This window comes from Streptomyces sp. TSRI0281, assembly GCF_001905125.1.
GTDB lineage: Bacteria > Actinomycetota > Actinomycetes > Streptomycetales > Streptomycetaceae > Streptomyces.
In genome coordinates, this window is the sequence record NZ_LWLE01000036.1 from 376,960 (window position 1) to 395,392 (window position 18,433).

At 71.8% G+C, this 18,433-nt stretch carries 16 protein-coding genes; 6 read left to right on the plus strand and 10 right to left on the minus strand.

Annotation, left to right across the window (positions count from 1 at the left end):
* Positions 1-22 precede the first annotated feature (22 nt).
* From A6A29_RS38520 to A6A29_RS38530, 3 genes are all read right to left on the minus strand, one after another.
* The gene (locus A6A29_RS38520; protein ID WP_073727944.1) at positions 23-445 is read right to left on the minus strand and encodes a universal stress protein; all 423 of its coding nucleotides are present in this window, start codon (positions 443-445) and stop codon (positions 23-25) included.
* A 174-nt stretch (positions 446-619) separates the two neighbouring features.
* Complete coding sequence (locus A6A29_RS38525) at positions 620-1,288, minus strand: FMN reductase (protein WP_073727946.1); 669 nt, start codon at positions 1,286-1,288, stop codon at positions 620-622.
* Between the two features lie 4 nt (positions 1,289-1,292).
* Positions 1,293-2,438: an LLM class flavin-dependent oxidoreductase gene (locus A6A29_RS38530; protein WP_073728162.1), complete on the minus strand. Its 1,146-nt coding sequence runs from the start codon at positions 2,436-2,438 to the stop codon at positions 1,293-1,295.
* A 347-nt stretch (positions 2,439-2,785) separates the two neighbouring features.
* On the opposite strand from A6A29_RS38530, the gene A6A29_RS47285 reads away from it, so the two are divergent.
* From A6A29_RS47285 to trpS, 3 genes are all read left to right on the plus strand, one after another.
* Positions 2,786-2,914 carry a DUF6126 family protein gene (locus A6A29_RS47285; RefSeq protein ID WP_241838796.1) on the plus strand — a complete coding sequence of 43 codons (129 nt, stop codon included), beginning with the start codon at positions 2,786-2,788 and terminating at the stop codon, positions 2,912-2,914.
* Between the two features lie 173 nt (positions 2,915-3,087).
* The gene (locus A6A29_RS38540; RefSeq protein WP_073727950.1) at positions 3,088-4,248 is read left to right on the plus strand and encodes a GH25 family lysozyme; all 1,161 of its coding nucleotides are present in this window, start codon (positions 3,088-3,090) and stop codon (positions 4,246-4,248) included.
* Positions 4,249-4,570: 322 nt separating this feature from the next.
* Positions 4,571-5,716 carry a tryptophan--tRNA ligase gene (trpS, locus tag A6A29_RS38545; RefSeq protein WP_079183195.1) on the plus strand — a complete coding sequence of 382 codons (1,146 nt, stop codon included), beginning with the start codon at positions 4,571-4,573 and terminating at the stop codon, positions 5,714-5,716.
* 125 nt (positions 5,717-5,841) lie between these two features.
* Here the strand turns inward: trpS and A6A29_RS38550 are convergent, their stop codons facing one another.
* Positions 5,842-7,866: an NAD-binding protein gene (locus tag A6A29_RS38550; RefSeq protein ID WP_073727952.1), complete on the minus strand. Its 2,025-nt coding sequence runs from the start codon at positions 7,864-7,866 to the stop codon at positions 5,842-5,844.
* Positions 7,867-8,314: 448 nt separating this feature from the next.
* Here A6A29_RS38550 and A6A29_RS38555 point away from each other — a divergent pair, with 448 nt between their 5' ends.
* Together A6A29_RS38555 and A6A29_RS38560 are read left to right on the plus strand one after the other, a co-directional pair.
* The gene (locus tag A6A29_RS38555; RefSeq protein ID WP_073727954.1) at positions 8,315-9,388 is read left to right on the plus strand and encodes a PucR family transcriptional regulator; all 1,074 of its coding nucleotides are present in this window, start codon (positions 8,315-8,317) and stop codon (positions 9,386-9,388) included.
* Between the two features lie 495 nt (positions 9,389-9,883).
* Positions 9,884-11,305: an MFS transporter gene (locus A6A29_RS38560; protein ID WP_385728999.1), complete on the plus strand. Its 1,422-nt coding sequence runs from the start codon at positions 9,884-9,886 to the stop codon at positions 11,303-11,305.
* A gap of 112 nt (positions 11,306-11,417) precedes the next feature.
* Here the strand turns inward: A6A29_RS38560 and lysA are convergent, their stop codons facing one another.
* From lysA to A6A29_RS38575, 3 genes are all read right to left on the minus strand, one after another.
* Positions 11,418-12,860 (minus strand): diaminopimelate decarboxylase, encoded by a 1,443-nt coding sequence (gene lysA, locus A6A29_RS38565; protein ID WP_079183197.1) that lies wholly within the window; start codon positions 12,858-12,860, stop codon positions 11,418-11,420.
* 12 nt (positions 12,861-12,872) lie between these two features.
* On the minus strand, positions 12,873-13,229 hold the full coding sequence (locus tag A6A29_RS38570) for an SAV_915 family protein (RefSeq protein ID WP_073727958.1): 357 nt from the start codon (positions 13,227-13,229) through the stop codon (positions 12,873-12,875).
* Between the two features lie 342 nt (positions 13,230-13,571).
* A complete protein-coding gene (locus tag A6A29_RS38575) occupies positions 13,572-14,027 on the minus strand; it encodes a tellurite resistance TerB family protein (protein ID WP_073727960.1) in 456 nt (151 codons plus the stop codon).
* 185 nt (positions 14,028-14,212) lie between these two features.
* On the opposite strand from A6A29_RS38575, the gene A6A29_RS38580 reads away from it, so the two are divergent.
* Positions 14,213-14,764: a MarR family winged helix-turn-helix transcriptional regulator gene (locus tag A6A29_RS38580; protein WP_079183198.1), complete on the plus strand. Its 552-nt coding sequence runs from the start codon at positions 14,213-14,215 to the stop codon at positions 14,762-14,764.
* 99 nt (positions 14,765-14,863) lie between these two features.
* Here the strand turns inward: A6A29_RS38580 and A6A29_RS38585 are convergent, their stop codons facing one another.
* From A6A29_RS38585 to A6A29_RS38595, 3 genes are all read right to left on the minus strand, one after another.
* Positions 14,864-16,177, minus strand: a complete 1,314-nt coding sequence (locus A6A29_RS38585) for a cation:proton antiporter (RefSeq protein ID WP_073727964.1) — start codon at positions 16,175-16,177, stop codon at positions 14,864-14,866.
* Between the two features lie 2 nt (positions 16,178-16,179).
* The gene (locus A6A29_RS38590) at positions 16,180-16,650 is read right to left on the minus strand and encodes a cation:proton antiporter regulatory subunit (RefSeq protein WP_073727966.1); all 471 of its coding nucleotides are present in this window, start codon (positions 16,648-16,650) and stop codon (positions 16,180-16,182) included.
* 310 nt (positions 16,651-16,960) lie between these two features.
* A complete protein-coding gene (locus A6A29_RS38595) occupies positions 16,961-18,427 on the minus strand; it encodes a flotillin family protein (RefSeq protein WP_073727968.1) in 1,467 nt (488 codons plus the stop codon).
* Between the last annotated feature and the right edge of the window lie 6 nt (positions 18,428-18,433).

Genomic DNA, 18,433 nt, shown 5'->3' on the forward strand with positions numbered 1-18,433 from the left:
ACCGTGCCCCGGAAGCGGTCCGTCAGTTGCGCACCACGGTCACCGGGCAGGGCGCGTGCTGGGTGACATGGAGGCTGACCGAGCCGAGGAGCGTCGCCTTGAAGCCGCTGTAGCCGCGGGCGCCCACCACCAGCAGGTTCGCACCCTTGGCCCGGTCGAGCAGGGCCTGGGCCGGGTTGCCGATCACCACGATCTTGCTGACCGCGGCCGCTCCCTCGGCGCCGAGGGACTCCTCAAGCGCCTCGGTGAGGGACACGGTCGCCAGCGCCTGCGGATCGAAGTCCTCCGGCATGCCCGGCATCATGGACGCCCAGCTGGTCGCGGGGTACTCCCAGCTGTTCACGGCCTCCACGGAGTCACCGGTCAGTTCGGCCTGACGTACGGCCCAGCGCAGTGCCTTGATCGACGAATCGGAGCCGTCCACGCCCACGACGATCCTGCCCATATCTGCCTCCAGCTCGGTCACAGCTCGGTTCGCTTACGGTCGGTCGGCCGAGGTCGGTCGAGTTTCGCCAAGTCCGGTCAAGTGCGGCCTTTTCTTGGCTTTGCTGTTCTTTGCTCGGCTTTCCATCCAACTGTAATCAAACAGGACAACCTGTCACACGGCGGGTCGGTCCGGTCAGTCCAGTCGCAGGTCCGCGAGCTGCTGCTCGAACGGCACGACCGCGTCCTCGCCGTCGTCCACACCGGGTGTCCTGGCAGCTCCGGAGACCGTCCGGCCCATGACCGCCGAGGCCAGTTCGCCGCCCGCGCGCCTGATGCGGGACGGCAGGCCCTCGGTGTACTCGTCACCGGACGAGCCCCAGTCCTCCGACGCCGCGTACACGGACGTCGGTACGGTGACCGCCCGCAGGTAGGCGAAGAGCGGGCGCAGCGCGTGCTCCAGGACCAGCGAGTGCCGGGCCGTGCCGCCCGTCGCCGCGATCACTACGGGCTTTCCGGTCAGGGCCGTGTTGTCGATCAGGTCGAAGAACGACTTGAACAGTCCGCTGTAGGACGCCGTGAAGACCGGCGTCACCGCTATCAGCCCGTCGGCCTCCGTTACCGCCTCGATCGCCTCCTTCAGGGCGCGCGGCGGGAAGCCGGTGACCAGGTGGTTGGCGATGTCGACGGCCAGGTCGCGCAGCTCGACGACCTGGACCTCGACGGTACGGTCCTGCTCCGCCGCCAGCCGCTCGCGGGCGGCCGCGGCCAGCCGGTCGGCCAGCAGCCGGGTGGAGGAGGGCTGACTCAGCCCGGCCGAGACGGCCACGATCCTCAGCGGCTCGTTCGTGAACGTGGTGAGCACGGGGTCAGACCTCCTTCTGGGCGGTACGGGCGGCGCCGCCGGTGCCGTCGGTGCCGCCGGCGTCGGCGATGCGGGCGGCGCGGGCGGCGGTGACCGCCGGGTGGATGGGGGCGGAGTCCGGGACTCCGGCGGGGCGCAGGTTGGCGAACTCCTTGCGCAGTACGGGCACGACTTCCTCGCCGAGGATGTCGAGCTGCTCCAGGACCGTCTTCAGCGGCAGTCCCGCGTGGTCCATCAGGAACAGCTGGCGCTGGTAGTCGCCGACGGACTCACGGAAGGACAGGGTCCGCTCGATGACCTCCTGCGGGGAACCGACGGTCAGCGGCGTCTGCTCGGTGAACTCCTCCAGGGACGGCCCGTGTCCGTAGACCGGTGCGTTGTCGAAGTACGGGCGGAACTCCCGTACCGCGTCCTGCGAGTTCTTCCGCATGAACACCTGGCCGCCGAGACCCACGATGGCCTGGTCGGCGGTGCCGTGGCCGTAGTGGGCGTAGCGCTTGCGGTAGAGGTCGACCATCTTCCTGGTGTGCTCCATGGGCCAGAAGATGTTGTTGTGGAAGAAGCCGTCGCCGTAGTAGGCGGCCTGTTCCGCGATCTCCGGGGAACGGATGGAGCCGTGCCAGACGAAGGGCGGGATGCCGTCCAGCGGGCGCGGGGTCGCGGTGAACGACTGGAGCGGCGTACGGAACTTGCCCTCCCAGTCGACGACGTCCTCGCGCCACAGTTTGTGGAGCAGGGCGTAGTTCTCGATGGCCATCGGGATGCCCTGGCGGATGTCCTTGCCGAACCAGGGGTAGACCGGTCCGGTGTTGCCGCGGCCCATCATCAGGTCGACGCGGCCGTCCGCGAGGTGCTGGAGGGTGGCGTAGTCCTCGGCGATCTTCACCGGGTCATTGGTGGTGATCAGCGTGGTCGAGGTGGACAGGATCAGGTTCTCGGTGCGGGCGGCGATGTAGCCGAGCGTCGTCGTCGGTGAGGACGGGACGAACGGCGGGTTGTGGTGCTCACCCGTCGCGAAGACGTCCAGACCGACTTCCTCGGCCTTGAGCGCGATGGCGAGGGTCGCCTTGATCCGCTCGTGCTCGCTCGGTGTCGTGCCGGTCGTGGGGTCGGTGGTGACATCCCCGACGGTGAAGATCCCGAACTGCATGGCGCCCGCCTCCAAAGACGTGGAATCCGCTGTGCGGATAGTTGAACGTTGAACTATGTGAACACACCCTACAACGGGTCACCCCATGGTCCTATTCCGCTCCCGCCCCGAGGCCGCCCTGACCGGCGTAATCTCGCCGACCGCCCCGACCGCCCCGACCGCCCCGACCGCCCCGACCGCCCCGACCGCCCCGACCGCCCCGACCGCCCCGACCGCCCCGACCGCCCCGACCGCCCCGACCGCCCCGATCTCCCGGACCTTTGTCCGGCCGGGGCGGTCGCAGGACCCCCGGCCGTACGCTGGAGGCCGGGCCGGAGCGGCCGTAGCCCGGCGACAGGGGCAGCGGCATGAGCGAGAGCGAGCGCTGGAAGGAACGGGGCGTCGCCCTGCGCGTCTTCGTCTACGTCTTCGCGACGCACATCTTCGCGGGCTTCATCTGGATCCTCTTCTACGTGGGTGAGCACGCCAAGAAGTAGCGGCGGGGCCGAGGCGGCCGATTCGGGGCCGAGGGCATCCAGGCGATCGCGCGCCGTAGTTTCTCCGAACTCCCTTTGACAGAAGCCATGTTCGGCTGCTCGCGAGGGTAGAGGAACGGCTGTTCCCGCTTTCCCGCTCCCGTACCTTCATCCCCCACATCCGGAGGAAGCTCATGCGCAGAAGGACATGGTTGCGCGGCCTCGCCGTCGCGGCGCTGGCCCCCGCGGGCGGCGCTCCGGTCGCCACCCCCACGGCGTCGGCCGCTCCCCTTCCCGCTCCCGCCCCCGTTCCCGTTCCCGCTTCCGCTTCCGATCCCGTTCCCCTTCCCGGTCGCCGGACCGCCGCGTCGGCCGCCGTGGCCGATCTGCGGGGCATCGACGTCGGCACCACCCAGGCCGGAATCGATTTCGCACGGGCTCGCTCCGAGGGCCAGGAGTTCGCGATCGTCAAAGCGGGCGGCAGCCAGCTCGCCGAGGGGCCCTACGTCAGCCCGCACTACGCCGAGCAGGTCGACGGCGCCCGTGCGGCGGGCCAGCGCGTCGGCCACTACTGGCTGTCCGGCGACTTCCAGACCCCGGCGGACGCGGCCGGATACTTCGTGGACCATCTGCACGACTACCGCCCCGGCGATGTCCTGGCCCTGGACGACGAGGTGCTGGACGACTCCACCCGGCTCTGGGACGACGCCCAGGTGGCGGAGTGGTTCCGGACGGTTCAGGCCCGGCTGGGCGAGATCGTGCCGTGGTTCTACATCGGCGCCGCCAACCTCCGCGCGGGCACCTGGGACCGCACCATCACCACCGGCGCCCGGCTGTGGGTGGCGGTCTACGGCCCGAACGACGGCACCCGCCACGACGAACCCGACCTCGGCGGCCGGTACCCCGACTGGGCCGTCCACCAGTACACCTCGGTCGGCTCGGCCGGTGGTGCCCCCGCCGTGGACCTCAACCTGGCGCGCGGCTGGGCCTTCGACCCGGTGGACGGGGGCGGTGACCCGCCCGGCGGCACGCTGCCGAAGACACCGACGGAGCAGAGTGGTGTCCCGGACACGGCGTTCTGGAAGCGGGCGCAGCACTGGCTGTCGATCGAGTCGGGCTACACCGGCCCGGTGGACGGGGTGCCGGGCCCGAACACGTACGCCGCGTTGCAGCGCAATCTGCGCGACCACTACGCGTACACCGGCCCGGTCGACGGCGTACCGGGCACGAACACCTACACGGCGCTCCAGCGCCTGGCGGCCGGGCACGGCTATACGGGGCCGGTCGACGGGGTGATGGGCCCCCAGTCGTGGCGGGGAGTGGCGCGCTTCCTGAACGAGGACCGCTGGGACTGACGGGCGTCGGGACTGACGGGCGTCGGGGCTGACGAGGACCACCGGGGCCGCGTCGCCAGGTCCTCCGGCGGGGCCGGGTCGGTGAAGGGCCGTGACCCGGTGACAGGTGCGCGATACACTCGGGCCATGACCTCCGTACTGTGCCGGAACTGGTGGCGCTCCTCCTAGGAGCGGCCACAGCACCTGCACGGGACAAGGGCCGTTCGACAAGGACGGCCCTTTTCGCTGCCCTCGTACGGCACCTCCCGTACGGCAGGGACACGGACAGACACCGGAACCGGCGGGCCGTCCTCCACGCACTCCACCAGCGAGGAGAGACCTCATGACCACCACGCCCACCCCCACTGATGCCACCACCACGCCCGGCGCCACTGCCGCCACCGCCGATTCAGCCGTCTCCGCCGCCTCGGACACCCGCACCGACCCGCTGTCCATCGCCCCCGCCCTGCGCCGCAGCGCCGAGCTGGAGCGGCAGCTCCGGCAGACGCCCGGCCGCTTCCGGGTCCTGACCGGCGACCGTCCCACCGGCGCCCTGCACCTCGGGCACTACTTCGGCACCCTGCACAACCGGGTCCGGCTCCAGGACCTCGGCGTCGACATCTTCGTCCTCATCGCCGACTACCAGGTCCTGACCGACCGGGACGTGGCCGAGCGGCTCGGCGCGTACACGGACGGGCTGCTGCTCGACTACCTGGCCGTCGGCATCGACCCGGCCCGCTCCACGGTCTTCAACCACAGTGCGGTCCCGGCCCTCAACCAGCTCCTGCTGCCCTTCCTCAGCCTCGTCTCCGTCGCCGAACTGGGCCGCAACCCCACCGTCAAGGACGAGATCGCGCACTCCCGGCAGTCCACGGTCAGCGGGCTGATGTTCACCTACCCGGTGCATCAGGCCGCCGACATCCTCTTCTGCAAGGGCAACGTGGTGCCGGTCGGCCAGGACCAGCTGCCGCACCTCCAGATCACCCGTACCGTCGCCCGGCGCTTCAACGAGCGGTACGGGGCCGTCTTCCCGGAGCCGGACGCGCTGCTCTCCGACGCACCGCTGCTCCTCGGTACGGACGGGACCAAGATGAGCAAGAGCCGCGCCAACTCCATCCCCCTCGGGGCCACCGCCGACGAGACGGCGCGCCTCATCAAGGGGGCGAAGACCGACACCGACCGGCACATCACCTACGACCCCGAAGGCCGGCCCGGGGTGTCGAGCCTGGTGCTGCTCGCCGCGCTGTGCCTCGGCCGGGACCCGCACGACGTCGCGGAGGAGATCGGGGACGGCGGCGGCTCCGTGCTCAAGCGGACCGTGACCGACGCGGTCAACACCCACCTGGCACCGATCCGCGCCCGCCGGGCGGAGTACGCGCGGGACATGGCGTACGTACGGTCGGTGCTCCGCGCGGGCAACGAACGGGCCAACGCCGTCGCGGAGGCCACCCTGGACGAGGTACGCGGGGCGATGGGCGCGCTCCGGTAGGGGCTCGCCCCCTCAAGACCCTGCCCCCGCCCCGGCCCCCTCAAAGCCTGGCGCCCCGCCTCCGGCCCTCGAAGCCCGGCGCCGGCCTCCGGCGTCCGGGTGTCAGCGGTGCGGTGACACGGGTGTCAGCGGTGCGGTGACACGGAGCTTCGGCGGCGCAGCAGTTCGGCCAGGCCCCGGCGGGTCGCGGCGATGACCACCCGGTCCTCGGCGCGCAGGACGTAGCCGGGGTGCAGGTCCCAGATCAGGCCCGAGCGCTGATCGGTGCCTTCGGGGTTGTACGGGGGGACGGTGGCCAGGTCCGGGTTGCGGTCGGCGGGCGGGGTGGCGTCCAGGGCGAGGACCCGCCAGGCGCCCGCGCGGAACGCCTGTTCCACGGTGTGGTCCTCCAGTTGGGGGTGCCCGGCGACCTCCAGCGCGGCGAAGAGCATGACCTTGCGTTCCACCGGGACCGCGCCGAGGATCTGGCGGCCCATCATGGCGACCGCGAAGGACGGGGCGGCCAGGTGGGACACGGAACGGGAGCGGGTCAGGGCCTGGGGGTGCGCGGTGCGCAGGGTGCGGTAAACGGCGGTGGCGAACTCGTCGTCGTACAGCCGCAGAGCCACCCTGAGGTCCGGCTTGACCGAGCGGGCGTACAGCGCGGCCTCCAGGTTGGTGGTGTCGATGCTGGTGAGGGCCAGCAGGGCGCGGGCGCGGCGGATCTTGGCCGCTTCCAGGACCCCTTCCTGGGTGACGTCGCCCAGCACCGTCGGGACGTGCAGGCTCCGCGCCAGCGGGATGCCGCGCGCCTCGGGGTCCTCCTCCACCACCACCACGGGGATGTCGAGTTCGCGGAGGTGGACGAGGACCCTCGTACCGATCTTGCCGAGGCCCAGGAGGACGACATGGCCGGAGAGGCCGCGTGGCGGGCGGCGCAGTGAGGACGCGGTGCGCAGTGAGCCGAACGCCTCCAGGACCGCGGCGACCAGGAGCGGCAGCAGCATCAGGCCGGCGAGGCCGGAGAGGAGCTGGATGATCTGGCGGGCGGGCCGGTCGCCCTCGGCCGGGTCGCCCATCGCGAACAGGTCCAGCAGGGTGAGGTAGGCGGCGTGCAGCGCATCGTCCCCGGTCGTCAGTACGGAGGCGACGGCCAGGGCGACCACGGCCGTCCCCACCCCCAGCGCCGACCAGCGCAGCCGCCGGGAGAAGACCTGGGCGAGCGGTGCGCCCCTGCCGCCCATCCGTCCGGCGGGCCGGTCCGGATCCGCCCGGCTGATCGCTTCCAGGACGACGGTGCCCCGTCCCGTCGCGGCGGCCACCGAAGCCTCGTCGGGCAGCAGTTGGGGGCCTTCGTCCCCGCTGCTGTCGGAGCCCTCGGCGCCCGCCGGGTCGTGGGTGGTGGAGGAGAGCAGGGCGAGCGTGCACAGGCCGGGGTCGGCCGTCTCGCCCGGCCGGGGCGGTGTGCGTTCGGCGGCGCGCAGGAGCAGGCCCTCGGCCTGTATGACCTTGCTGCTGCCGGTGAGCGCCGTGGCGGCCAGGGCGGGGGCGGCGGTGTCCGCGTCGGACAGGACGGTGGTGGAGGCATCCAGCGCGGTGGGGTCCAGGCCCGGCACGGAGACGGCCGCGGCCTGGTCGAGCAGGGTTTCCAGATGCTGGCCGAGCTTGCGGTTGTAGAGCCGGATGACCAGGCGCAGACGCGGGTTGAGACGACGGGCGGTCAGGGCGGCGCGGATGTTGCGTTCGTCGTCGTCGTACACGAGCGCGAGCGCCGCCGCCCGGTCGACGCCCGCCTCTTCGAGTACGTCGTCGGAGGGCTCCGGCGCCTCCATGATGCGGACCGCCTCGACCCCGGCGTTGGTGTCGTTGTCGGCGGTCATGGCGCCGGGTCCGGTACCGGTGCCGGTGGCGGTGCTGCCGTTGCGGTTCATCGCCGACGACATCCGGCCGAACAGGGCGGCGGCTCGGCCCCGTTGGGTCAGCGGCAGCTCCGGGCGGTTGGCGTCGCGGCCCGGCGGCAGCAGGAGGGTGACCCGTTCCCCGTACACATACCGCAGCTCCACGGCGAGCCGGCGGGCCAGCGCGTCGTCGCCGCAGATGACCATGTGTCCGCTGGACGGGGGGCGTTGAGGCTGCGGAGGAAGGGGGAGTGGGGGCACGAAACCCAGCATGCCTTGCTCCGTCCCGATCGGTAAGGAGTGTTGGTGATCATTGCGTGACGGGGCGGGTGGGGCCGCGGCGCTTGCCGGGGCAAGGCGGGCAGGCAGGGGCAGGCAGGGTCAGGCAGCACGGAGCAGTCAGGGCGGGGCGGCGGTTACGGCGGTGGTTACGTCGGTGGTTACGGCGGTCGGGGCCCGGTGCTGCGGCGCTGAGGACAGCGCCGCAACAGCCGGGTCCGTTCCCCTTCGCTCCCCCGTGTTTCCCCCGTGCGTTCCCCCGTACTTCCCCCGTGGGTTCCCCCGGTTTCCCGCTGTGTTGCTGACCGGATCGTGTCACCGGCGAGCGGACCGACGCACTGCCGGAATCCGGCAATCTTTATGTCCTCCTGATGCCGGGCACCGGCACCGGCCCGTGCGCGTTAAGGAAGTGACAGGGAACTTTGGGACTGGAGGGACGTGCGTGGCCGAGCCGGAGATATCCGAGGCGCTTCTGGGGGACTATGCCCGCATTCTGGGGGAAGTCGCCGACACCGGCCGTCGGCTCACGCGTGAGGAACTGGAGACCCGCCGTGCCCTGGGCCGCCAGGCCGCCGAGGCGGGGCACCAGCTGCGCGCCCTGGTGACGTTGCATCTGTCGGTGACCCGCACCGACTGGCCCCGCATCGCCCTCGCGGGCGCCGAAACGGTCACGGATTCCGTGCTGGCCGCGGTGGAGCAGGCCGTCGACGCCTTCGCCGAGGGCTTCGAGCGGGCCCAGCGGCTCACGGTGCGGCGCGAGGAGGCGGCCCGCCGTGAGTTCATCGACGACCTGCTCTACGGGCGCAGCGACCTGGGGCGGCTCGCCGAGCGGGCCACCCGCTTCGGGCTGCGCCTGTCCCGGGCCCACGCGGTCGCGGTGGCCGCGGGCCCCGAGGCGTACACCGAGACCGATGCCGTGCCGCGCCGGGTCGAGGCGGCCCTGCTGGCCCGTTTCAGCGGCCGGAAGATCCTGCTGACGACGAAGGACGGGCGGTTGGTCTGTATCGCCCCCGGCAGTCAGCCGGACGTCCTGAGGTACTTCGCCAAACAGGCCCACGCGGCGACGGACGGCGGCCAGGTCGCCGTCGGCCGCCCGCACCGGGGTCCGGGGGGCGTCGTCCACTCGTACGACGAAGCGCTCGACGCCCTCGACCTCGCCGGCCGGATGGGGCTGGACGACCCCGTGCTGTACTCCGCCGACCTGCTGATCTACCCGGTGCTGACCCGGGACCGGCAGGCGATGGCCGATCTCGTACGCAGCGAACTGGGGCCGCTCCAGGAAGCCAGGGGCGGTGCCGAGCCCCTGCTGAAGACCCTCTCCGTCTACTTCGACGCGGGCTGTGTCGCGGCCGAGACCGCCCGGCGGCTGACACTGAGTGTGCGCGCGCTGACGTATCGGCTGGAGCGCATCCATCAGCTGACCGGGTCCGACCCGTCCGACCCCGCGCACCGCTACACGCTCCAGACCGCGGTGATCGGCGCCCGGTTGCTGGACTGGCCGGCCAAGGAACTCTGAGACCCGGGACCGGGCGTCCCGGGGCCGGGCGTCCCGGGGCCGGGCGTCCGAGGTCACGCGCCCCAGGGCCGGGCGTCCCGAGGTCACGCGCCCCGACGCCTGGCCACGCGAGCGGCGGCATCACGCGCCACGCGCCACGCGGCGCGCACCCGGCCGCGTCGTTGCCGTTGCCGTAACCCGGCAGCCTCCGCCGTCCGCCGCCCCCGTCCGCTGCCTGCCGTCCCTCCCCGCATGCGGGGAAGCCGACCCGCACCTAGCGTGTGATCCGGGGGTTTTCGGGGTGGGCGTGCGCGCACCGAGGGAGATCCACACATGGCTCGTCGTCCCAGGCAGTCCAGGCAGTCCGGGCAGGCCCGCCAGGCGCGGGACGTCGACACGGACACCGCTGCGGGAGGCGGCTCGGCCGTCCCGGCCGCGGGCCCGGCCCCCGGAACTCCGCAGGAGCAACCCTCCCACCGCTGGTGGGTGCTCGGAGTCATCGGCCTGGCGCAGCTCATGGTGGTGCTCGATGCCACGATCGTGAACATCGCCCTGCCGTCGGCCCAGAAGGATCTCGGCTTCGACAACGGCAATCGGCAGTGGGTCGTCACCGCCTACGCCCTGGCCTTCGGCTCACTGCTGCTGCTCGGCGGTCGCATCGCCGACCTGGTGGGACGCAAGATCGTCTTCCTGGTGGGGCTGGTCGGATTCGCGGGGGCCTCCGCGATCGGCGGCGCCGCGCCCAGCTTCGAGGTCCTGGTGATGGCGCGGACCCTCCAGGGACTCTTCGGCGCGCTCCTGGCTCCCGCCGCGCTCTCCCTCCTGACCACGACGTTCACGGTCCCGAGGGAACGGGCGAAGGCGTTCGGGATCTACGGTGCCATCGCGGGCACGGGCGGCGCCGTCGGGCTGCTGCTCGGTGGTCTGCTCACCGAGTACCTGGACTGGCGCTGGTGCCTGTACGTGAACATGATCTTCGCCGTCATCGCCTTCGTCGGAGGCTCCCGGCTGCTGAGGGCCGGAGCGCCCAGCGACCGTCCGAAGCTCGACGTCCCGGGCGCCGTTCTCGCCTCGTCGGGGCTCTTCTGCATCGTGTACGGATTCTCCAACGCGGAGAAACACGCGTGGGGTTCCGTCGACACCTGGGGCTTCCTGCTGGCGGGCGTCGTCCTCCTGGCGGCGTTCGCCCGGTGGCAGACGCGGGCCGCCCATCCGCTGCTGCCGCTGCGGGTGATCCTCGACCGGAACCGCGGTGCCTCGTTCCTGGCCATCTTCGTCTCCGGCGCCGGGATGTTCGGCGTGTTCCTCTTCGTCACGTACTACCTCCAGCAGAGCCTGCTGTTCTCCCCGGTCCGCACCGGTCTCGCCTTCCTGCCGATGGTGGCGGTGATGGTGATGACCTCGGTCGTGACGACGAACTTCTTCGTGCCCCGGTACGGTGCGAAACCGATCGTGCCGCTCGGTATGGGGCTGGCCTCCGCCGCCATGATCTGGATGACGACCTTCGACCTGAGCAGCGGATACGCCACCCACGTACTGCCACCGCTGCTCGTCCTGGGCCTCGGTCTCGGACTGATCTTCGCGCCCGCGATGAACCTGGCCACCTCGGGGGTCGCCCCGCGCGACGCGGGGGTGGCGTCCGCGATGGTCAGCACGATGCAGCAGGTGGGCGGCTCCATCGGCACGGCGCTGCTGAACACCCTCGCGACCAGCGCCGCCGCGAGCTACATGGTGGGCCGCAGTCCGACCCCGGCCGCCATCGCCCAGTCGCAGCTGCGGAGTTACTCCACCGCTTACTGGTGGTCGGCGGGCTTCTTCGCCGTCGGCCTGCTGATCACGGTGCTGCTGTACCGCAGGGGAGCGCCCCGCGCGTACACGGCGGGCGCGACGGGCGCGACGGGCGCGAAGGACGCGACGGGCGGCCCCGCCATCACGTGACAGGGCCGCCCGTTACGCACTACGCACTCATGTGACAGGGCTGCCCGCTACCGCCTTCACGTGACAGCGCCACACGCTACGCCCCCACGCGACAGGCCCGCCCGCCCGTCAGCTACGCCCCCACGTCGCGTCGTTGCATGTCGTCCAGCGACTCCCGGCGCACCAGCAGCCGCGCCGTCCCGTCGTCGACGGAGACGACGGGCGGTCTGCCGATCAGGTTGTAGCCGGACGCCATCGACAGGTGGTACGCCCCGGCGGCCGGCACCGCCAGCAGGTCCCCGGGCCGTACGTCACCGGGCAGTTCGACGCCGTCGGCCAGTACGTCACCCGCCTCGCAGTGCCGTCCCACGACGGTCACCACCCGGTCCGGGGCGGTGGCGGCGCGGCCGACGAGGCGGGGCGCGTACCGCACCCCGTACAGCGCGGGCCGCGGGTTGTCGCTCATCCCGCCGTCGACGGCGACGAAGGTGCGCGCGCCGGTCCGCTTGACCGTGAGGACGCGGTAGACGGCCACCCCGGCGGGCCCGATCAGCGCCCGCCCCGGTTCGACGGTCAGCCGCGGGACGGGAAGCCCCGCCCGCGTACAGCCGTCGTGGAGTTCGGCACGGACCCGGGCCGCGAGGGCGGGGACGTCGAGGACCGGTTCGCCCGGCCGGTAGGCGATGCCGTGGCCGCCGCCGATGTCGAGCTGGGGCAGGGCGATGCCGTGCTGTTCGCGGACGCGGGCGAGCAGCCCCACCATGCGGCGTACGGCGGCGACGTACGGCTTCACGGCGGTGATCTGCGACCCGATGTGGCAGTGCAGACCGACGAGTTCGAGGCGTGGCTGGCCGAGTACCCGGTCGATGGCGTGCTGTGCGGAACCGTCGGTGAGGGACAGCCCGAACTTCTGGTCGTCGGTGCCGGTACGGACGGCCGCGTGCCCGCCCGCCGAGATCCCCGGCACCACCCGCACCATGATGGGCTGCCGGCTGCCCTGCGGCACGAGGGCCGCCAGCCGGGCGATCTCCGAGGTGCTGTCGACGACGATCCGGCCGACACCGAGCCGTACGGCGGTCCGCAGGTCCTCCGGGCTCTTCGCGTTGCCGTGCAGGACGATCCGCTCGGCGGGGAAGCCCGCTCCTACGGCGAGCAGCAGCTCACCGGCGGAGCAGACGTCGAGCCCCAGCCCTTCCTCGCGGACCCAGCGGACGACGGCCCGGCACAGGAACGCCTTGGCGGCGTAGACGACATCGGCCTCGGCCGGGGGAAACGCGGCGCGGTAGGTGCGACAGCGTCGGCGCACCTCTCCCTCGTCGAGTACGTAGAGCGGCGTCCCGAACCGGTCGGCGGCCTCGGTGAGCGACACCCCGCCGACGGCGACATCCCCCTCGGGGCCGGGTTGTGCGGAGGCGGGCCAGAGGCCGGAAAGGGAGTCGTCGGCAGCGCCGCCGGACAGGACCTCGGCGGGAACACCGGGCAGGACCCCGGCCGGGGCGCCGGGCAGGAACGTCGCAGGGGCGCCCGGGACAGCGTCGGCCGGGGCGGAGGTGCGGACAACAGGCGTGGTGGTCATGGCGCGTGCCTCTCAGCAGCCGTGGCGGACGAGAGCGGCCTGTTCGGACACCGGTGTCCGGGGGCCGACACAGGGCGGCCAGGTCGCGGCCCGGGGCGCGGAGAGCTGCGGATCGACGGTGAGGGCGCTGACCCCCAGCGGTGCCGCGAGCGCGCGCAGAGCCGGTTCGGAGAGCAGGATCCACGGCTGCCCGGCGCCCAGGGTGGCCACGAGCTGCGATACGGAGGTGAAGGCGACGGCCGTGCGGTCGCCGAGGGGGGTACGGAAGAACCGTGCCGTGAAGGAGGGCGAACAGCGGGGGAGGCCCGGCCGGACGGGGACGAAGAGAGGTCCGGCCGGGACGAGTTCGAGAGGGTCGGGGTCCGACATGGTGTTCCTCCTGGCGTTTGCGGGCCGCTGCTGTCGCGGCCCGTCTGCCGAAGCTATGCCCAGCGGGGAGGGGGCCGGATACGGCCTTGACGCGCACTTGACGCAAAACCCCGCCCCAGTGACGCGATGCTGACGCGCGTACGGGGGCGGGGTGCGGGCGCGCGGCGCGAGCCGGGCCGGATATGCGGGCGGTGCGAGCCGTGCGGGTTGTGCGGGGGAGGAGGGTGGCCGGGGGTGTGAAGGGGGGTGACACACCCCCGGCCGTGCCGGGCGCGGACCGGTGGTCAGCCGGTCCGCGGTCTTCCGGCAGTACGGGGGTCCTCCGCCCGCACGGAGGAGTGCCTACAGGTCGAACTCGTGCGGCGGGAGGTCGAGCGCGAAGCACGCCTCCCGCACGACGGCCTGCTCCGACTTGTCGAAGTCGCCGTCGGCGCCGCCGATGATGATGCCGATCTGGATCACGGCACGCGCCTCGGCGGGCTTCTTCTTCGCCTTGGCGATCTCCTGGAGCACGCTGACCTTGCCGAACGCGAAGTCGGCGGTCAGCTTGTTCACGTAGTCGTTGAAGCGGCGCTGCAGGTCGTCCGCGGGGAAGTTCTGCAGGACGTCGTTGCTCGCGATCAGCGACGCGACGCGCTGCCGCTCGGACGGGTCGATGGAACCGTCGGCGGCGGAGACCAGGGCGCACATGGCCATGCTGGCATCACGGAACGCCCCGCTCTTCAGGTCGTTCTTCTTCGCCTCGAGCTGCGTCTGCATCGTCGACGCGGATTCCTTGATCCGATCCCACAGGGCCATGACATCTCCATACGTTGCGTTGCGTTGCGGGGCTGTGCATTGCTGTGCATGCCGGAACCAAGGGAAACTCTACAGTTGTGTAGAAGCAGGCGGGCGAGGTGCCCCCCGTGCCCGGAATCGGGCGTTCATGGAATCGGGCGTTACGGGACGATCGCCATCCCGAAGGCGGCGGGGTAGAAAGAGGCATGGCCGATCACCGAGAGGCGGGCGGGAGCGATCGCGGCGCTCCCGATGCCGCGCATACGCCGCACGGCGATGTGGAAGCGGTGACCCGGGCGGTGCTGACCGCGTCGCGGTTGCTCGTCGCCGTCGCCGCGCGCTCGCTCGCGGAGGTGGAGGAGCGGGTGACGCTGCCCCAGTTCCGTCTGCTGGTGGTGCTCTCCACCCACGGCGACGCCAAGCTCGTGGCGCTGGCCGAGCGGCTCGGCGTGAACCCGTCCACCGCGATGCGGATGCTGGACCGGCTGATCACCGCGGGTCTCGCGGAGCGCCGGGCCAACCCGGCCGACCGGCGCGAGACCGTGCTGAGCGTGACCCCGGCGGGAGACCGGCTGGTCGCGGACGTGACGGCGGGCCGCCGCCGGGAGATCGGCGCGATCGTCGAACGGCTCGCCCCCGCGCAGCGCACGGCCCTGGTCGACGCGCTGACGGCGTTCACCGAAGCGGGCGGAGAGGCGAGCGGCGGGGCGGCCGTGCCGACGGACGGCACGGACGCGTACCCGCTGGGCTGGACGTAGACAGGACGCAGACACGTAGACACGTACCTGTTGGGTGACGGTCCGGCCGTGGCACCGCGCCGCTGGGGCCGGTCGTGGACGTCCGGCACGCCCCGGCCCCTAGTCGCGGGGGTCGCCCACGGGTTCGGGCGTGAGGTCGTCGTGCGAGGGCATCAGGGCCTTGGCTTCGGCTCCTGTGCCGGTTCCGGTTCCGGGTGCGACCGTGACCCCGGCCGTCCCGGCTTCGCCCGCGGTGCCGCCGGTCTTCCCTTCCGCACGCCCGCGCATGCCCTGGATCTTGGCCACGACGGGCTGGGTCCAGCGGGCGGTGAGCGGTCCGACGATGACGAGAATCAGGACGTACGCCGTGGCGATCGGCCCGATCCGCGGCTCGGTGGCCACGGCCAGGCCCGCGATGACGATGGAGAACTCGCCGCGCGCCACGAGCGTGCCGCCCGCCCGCCAGCGCCCGCGCGAACCGATCCCGGCCCGCCGTGCCGCGTACCAACCGGTGAAGATCTTGGTCAGGACGGTGACGACGGCCAGCAGAGCGGCCGGGAGCAGCACGGGCGGGATCTCGGCGGGGTTCGTGGAGAGGCCGAAGAAGACGAAGAACACCGCGGCGAACAGGTCGCGCAGCGGCATCAGCAGCTTGCGCGCGCCTTCCGCGACCTCGCCCGAGAGCGCGATACCGACGAGGAACGCACCGACAGCGGCCGACACCTGCAACTGCTGGGCCACACCGGCCACCAGGACGGTGAGACCGAGGACGACGAGGAGCAGCATCTCCGGGTTGTCGGAGGACACCGCCCGGCTGATGAGCCGCCCGTGGCGCAGCGCCAGGTACAGCACGAAGCCGACCGTTCCGAGGGCGATCAGCAGGGCGATGCTGCCACCGGCGAGGCCGACCCCGGCCAGCATGGCGGTGAGCAGCGGCAGGTAGACGGCCATCGAGAGGTCCTCGATGACGAGGACGCCCAGGATGACGGGGGTCTCACGGTTGCCGAGCCGCCCCAGGTCGGTCATCACCTTGGCGATCACGCCGGACGAGGAGATCCAGGTGACTCCGGCGAGCGCGACGGCCCCGACCGGTCCCCACCCGAGCAGCAGAGCGGCGATGGCACCGGGTGTCGCGTTGAGGAAGAAGTCGACGGCCCCGGACGGATACTGCGTCTTGAGGCTGGTGACGAGCTCGGAGGCGCTGTATTCGAGCCCCAGCAGGAGCAGCAGCAGGATGACGCCGATCTCGGCGCCGACGGCGGTGAACTCCTCACTGGCGCCGAGCGGCAGCAGACCACCCTCACCGAAGGCCAGCCCGGCGAGCAGATAGAGCGGAATCGGCGAGAGACCTATCCGGCCGGCGAACCGGCCGATGATCCCCAGCCCGAGAATGACGGAGCCCAGCTCCACCAGCAGTGCTGTGGTGTCGTGCACGGTCAGCCCTCCGCAATGATCTCGGAGAGCGTGTCGACGCCCTCACGCGTACCGACGACGACGAGTGTGTCCCCGATGGCCAGGCGGAAGTCCGGTCCGGGCGACGGGTGCGCGCTGTGCGTCCGCAGTACGGCGACGATGGACGCCCCGGTCCGGGTCCGCGCCCGGGTGTCGCCCAGCAACCGCCCGCCGTAGGGGGAGCGGGAGCCGAGCGGGATGTGTTCGGTGACGAGGTCGATGCCCTCGGTCCGTACGGCGTCGATGGGCGCGGGATCGATGAGGTGGGCGAGTGCGGTGGCTTCCGATGTCGTCAGGGGGACCGACAGCCGGCATGAATCGGGGTCGTCCTGTTCGTAGAACCCGATGAACCGCCGTCCGTCGTGGTGGACGACGACGGAGATGTGCTGTCCCGAATCGGTCGTGAAGTCGTACTGAGCTCCGACTCCGGGCAGCGACGTGTGACGGGTTCCCATGACTTCCTCCCGAGGCGTGCGGCTGTACGGCGGCGCACTTGATGATCTCTTTATCTGTTCATGACCCTATCTGGAGGGTTCCGCCGCCTTCGATCGAGACGGCCCGCCCTCTCGTGGCCCCTCATGGCGATGAACGTGCCGCTTCGGCCGGATGAAGAAAATTTCCGGAGGTCGCGGAAGAGGGCGCGGAAAACGTCGCGGAAAAGGTCGCGGAAGAGGCCGCTGGAGTGGCCGCCGGGGGCGCGGGACGCACCCGTGCCCGGCGGTGATGCTCCACTGCCGGGCACGGGTACGGGGGACGGGGATCGGTTCAGTCAGTGATCTCGATCTTGCCGTTGGCGGTGTTCGACGGCGCGGTGGCGGCCGTCTCCTCGCCCTGGGCGGGCACGTTCGCCGCGGCGGAACCGGGCGTGCGGCCCTTCAGGTTCTGGAGGAGGGCGGCGAAGTCGACACCGGTGGTGGAGTTGAGGAGCTCCATGCCCTGGGCCACGTTGTCGGTCACCGTCCGGGCCAGCTGGCTGGCGCCGTCCGTGGAGATCACGGTCAGCTTGTCGATGGCGCTCAGGGGCTCGGACGCCTTGGCGACGACCTGGGGCAGGACCTCGACCAGCATCTGGAGCACGGCCGCGTCGCCGTACTGCGCGAAGGCGTCGGCCTTCTTCTGCATGGCCTCGGCCTCTGCGGAGCCCTTGGCCGCGATGGCGGCGGCCTCCGCCTCACCCTCGATGCGCACGGCGTCGGCGAGGGCCGAGCGGTGGAGCTTCTCGCCCTGGCCGGTCAGGCGGGAGCGCTCCGCGTCGGCCTCGGCCTCCTTGACCTGGGCGATGCGACGGGCCTCCGCCTCCTGCTCCGCCCGGTAGCGGGCGGCGTCGGCGGGCTTGCGGACCTTGGTGTCGAGTTCGCGGTCGGTCAGAGCGGCCTGGCGCTCGGCGACCTTCTCCTGCTCCTGGAGGACTTCCTGCTGACGGGCGGCCTCGGCGAGCGGGCCGGCCGCGTTGGCCTTGGCGGCCGCCGCTTCCGTCTCGGCCTTGATCTCGGCCTGCTTCAGGTAGAAGGTCCGCTCGGCGATGGCGATCTCCTCGGCCGCCTTCAGCCGGGCCTGCTCCGACGCTCGCCGTGCGATCGCCTCGGCGATGTCGGCCTCCTGCTTGGCACGGGCGGCCTCGGGGCGGCCGAGGTCCTCCAGGTAGGAGCCCTCGGTGGTGATGTCCTGGATCTGGAAGGCGTCCAGGATCAGGCCCTGGCCGGAGAGGCTGGCCTCGGCCTCCTCGGCGACCTGCCCGGCGAACGCGGCCCGGTCGCGGATGATGTCCTCGACCGACATCCGGCCGACGATGGCGCGCAGCGCACCCGAGAGCACTTCCTGGGTGAAGCCGACGATGCCGTCCTGCTGCTGGAGGAAGCGCTGGGCGGCGGCCCGGATCGCGTCCTCGCTGCCGCCGACCTTGACGATCGCGACGCCTTCGAGGTTGGACTTCACGCCGCGCAGGGTGACGGCCCCGCGGACGGCGATCGGGATGTGGCGGCTGGAGAGGTCCAGGGTGAACTTCTGCTGCACGAACGGCACGACGAAGACGCCGCCGCCGACGACGACCTTCTGACCGCTGTTGTCGATGCTGGTGCGGCCGGTCACCGGGTCGGTCGACTTCTTGCCGCGGCGGCCGGTGATGATGAACGCCTCGCTGGGCCCGGCGACCTTGTAGCGCGTGACGACAGCGAGGGCGAGGAGTACGAGAAGTACGACGATGCCGATGACGGAGATCAGAACTGGACTCATAAGAGG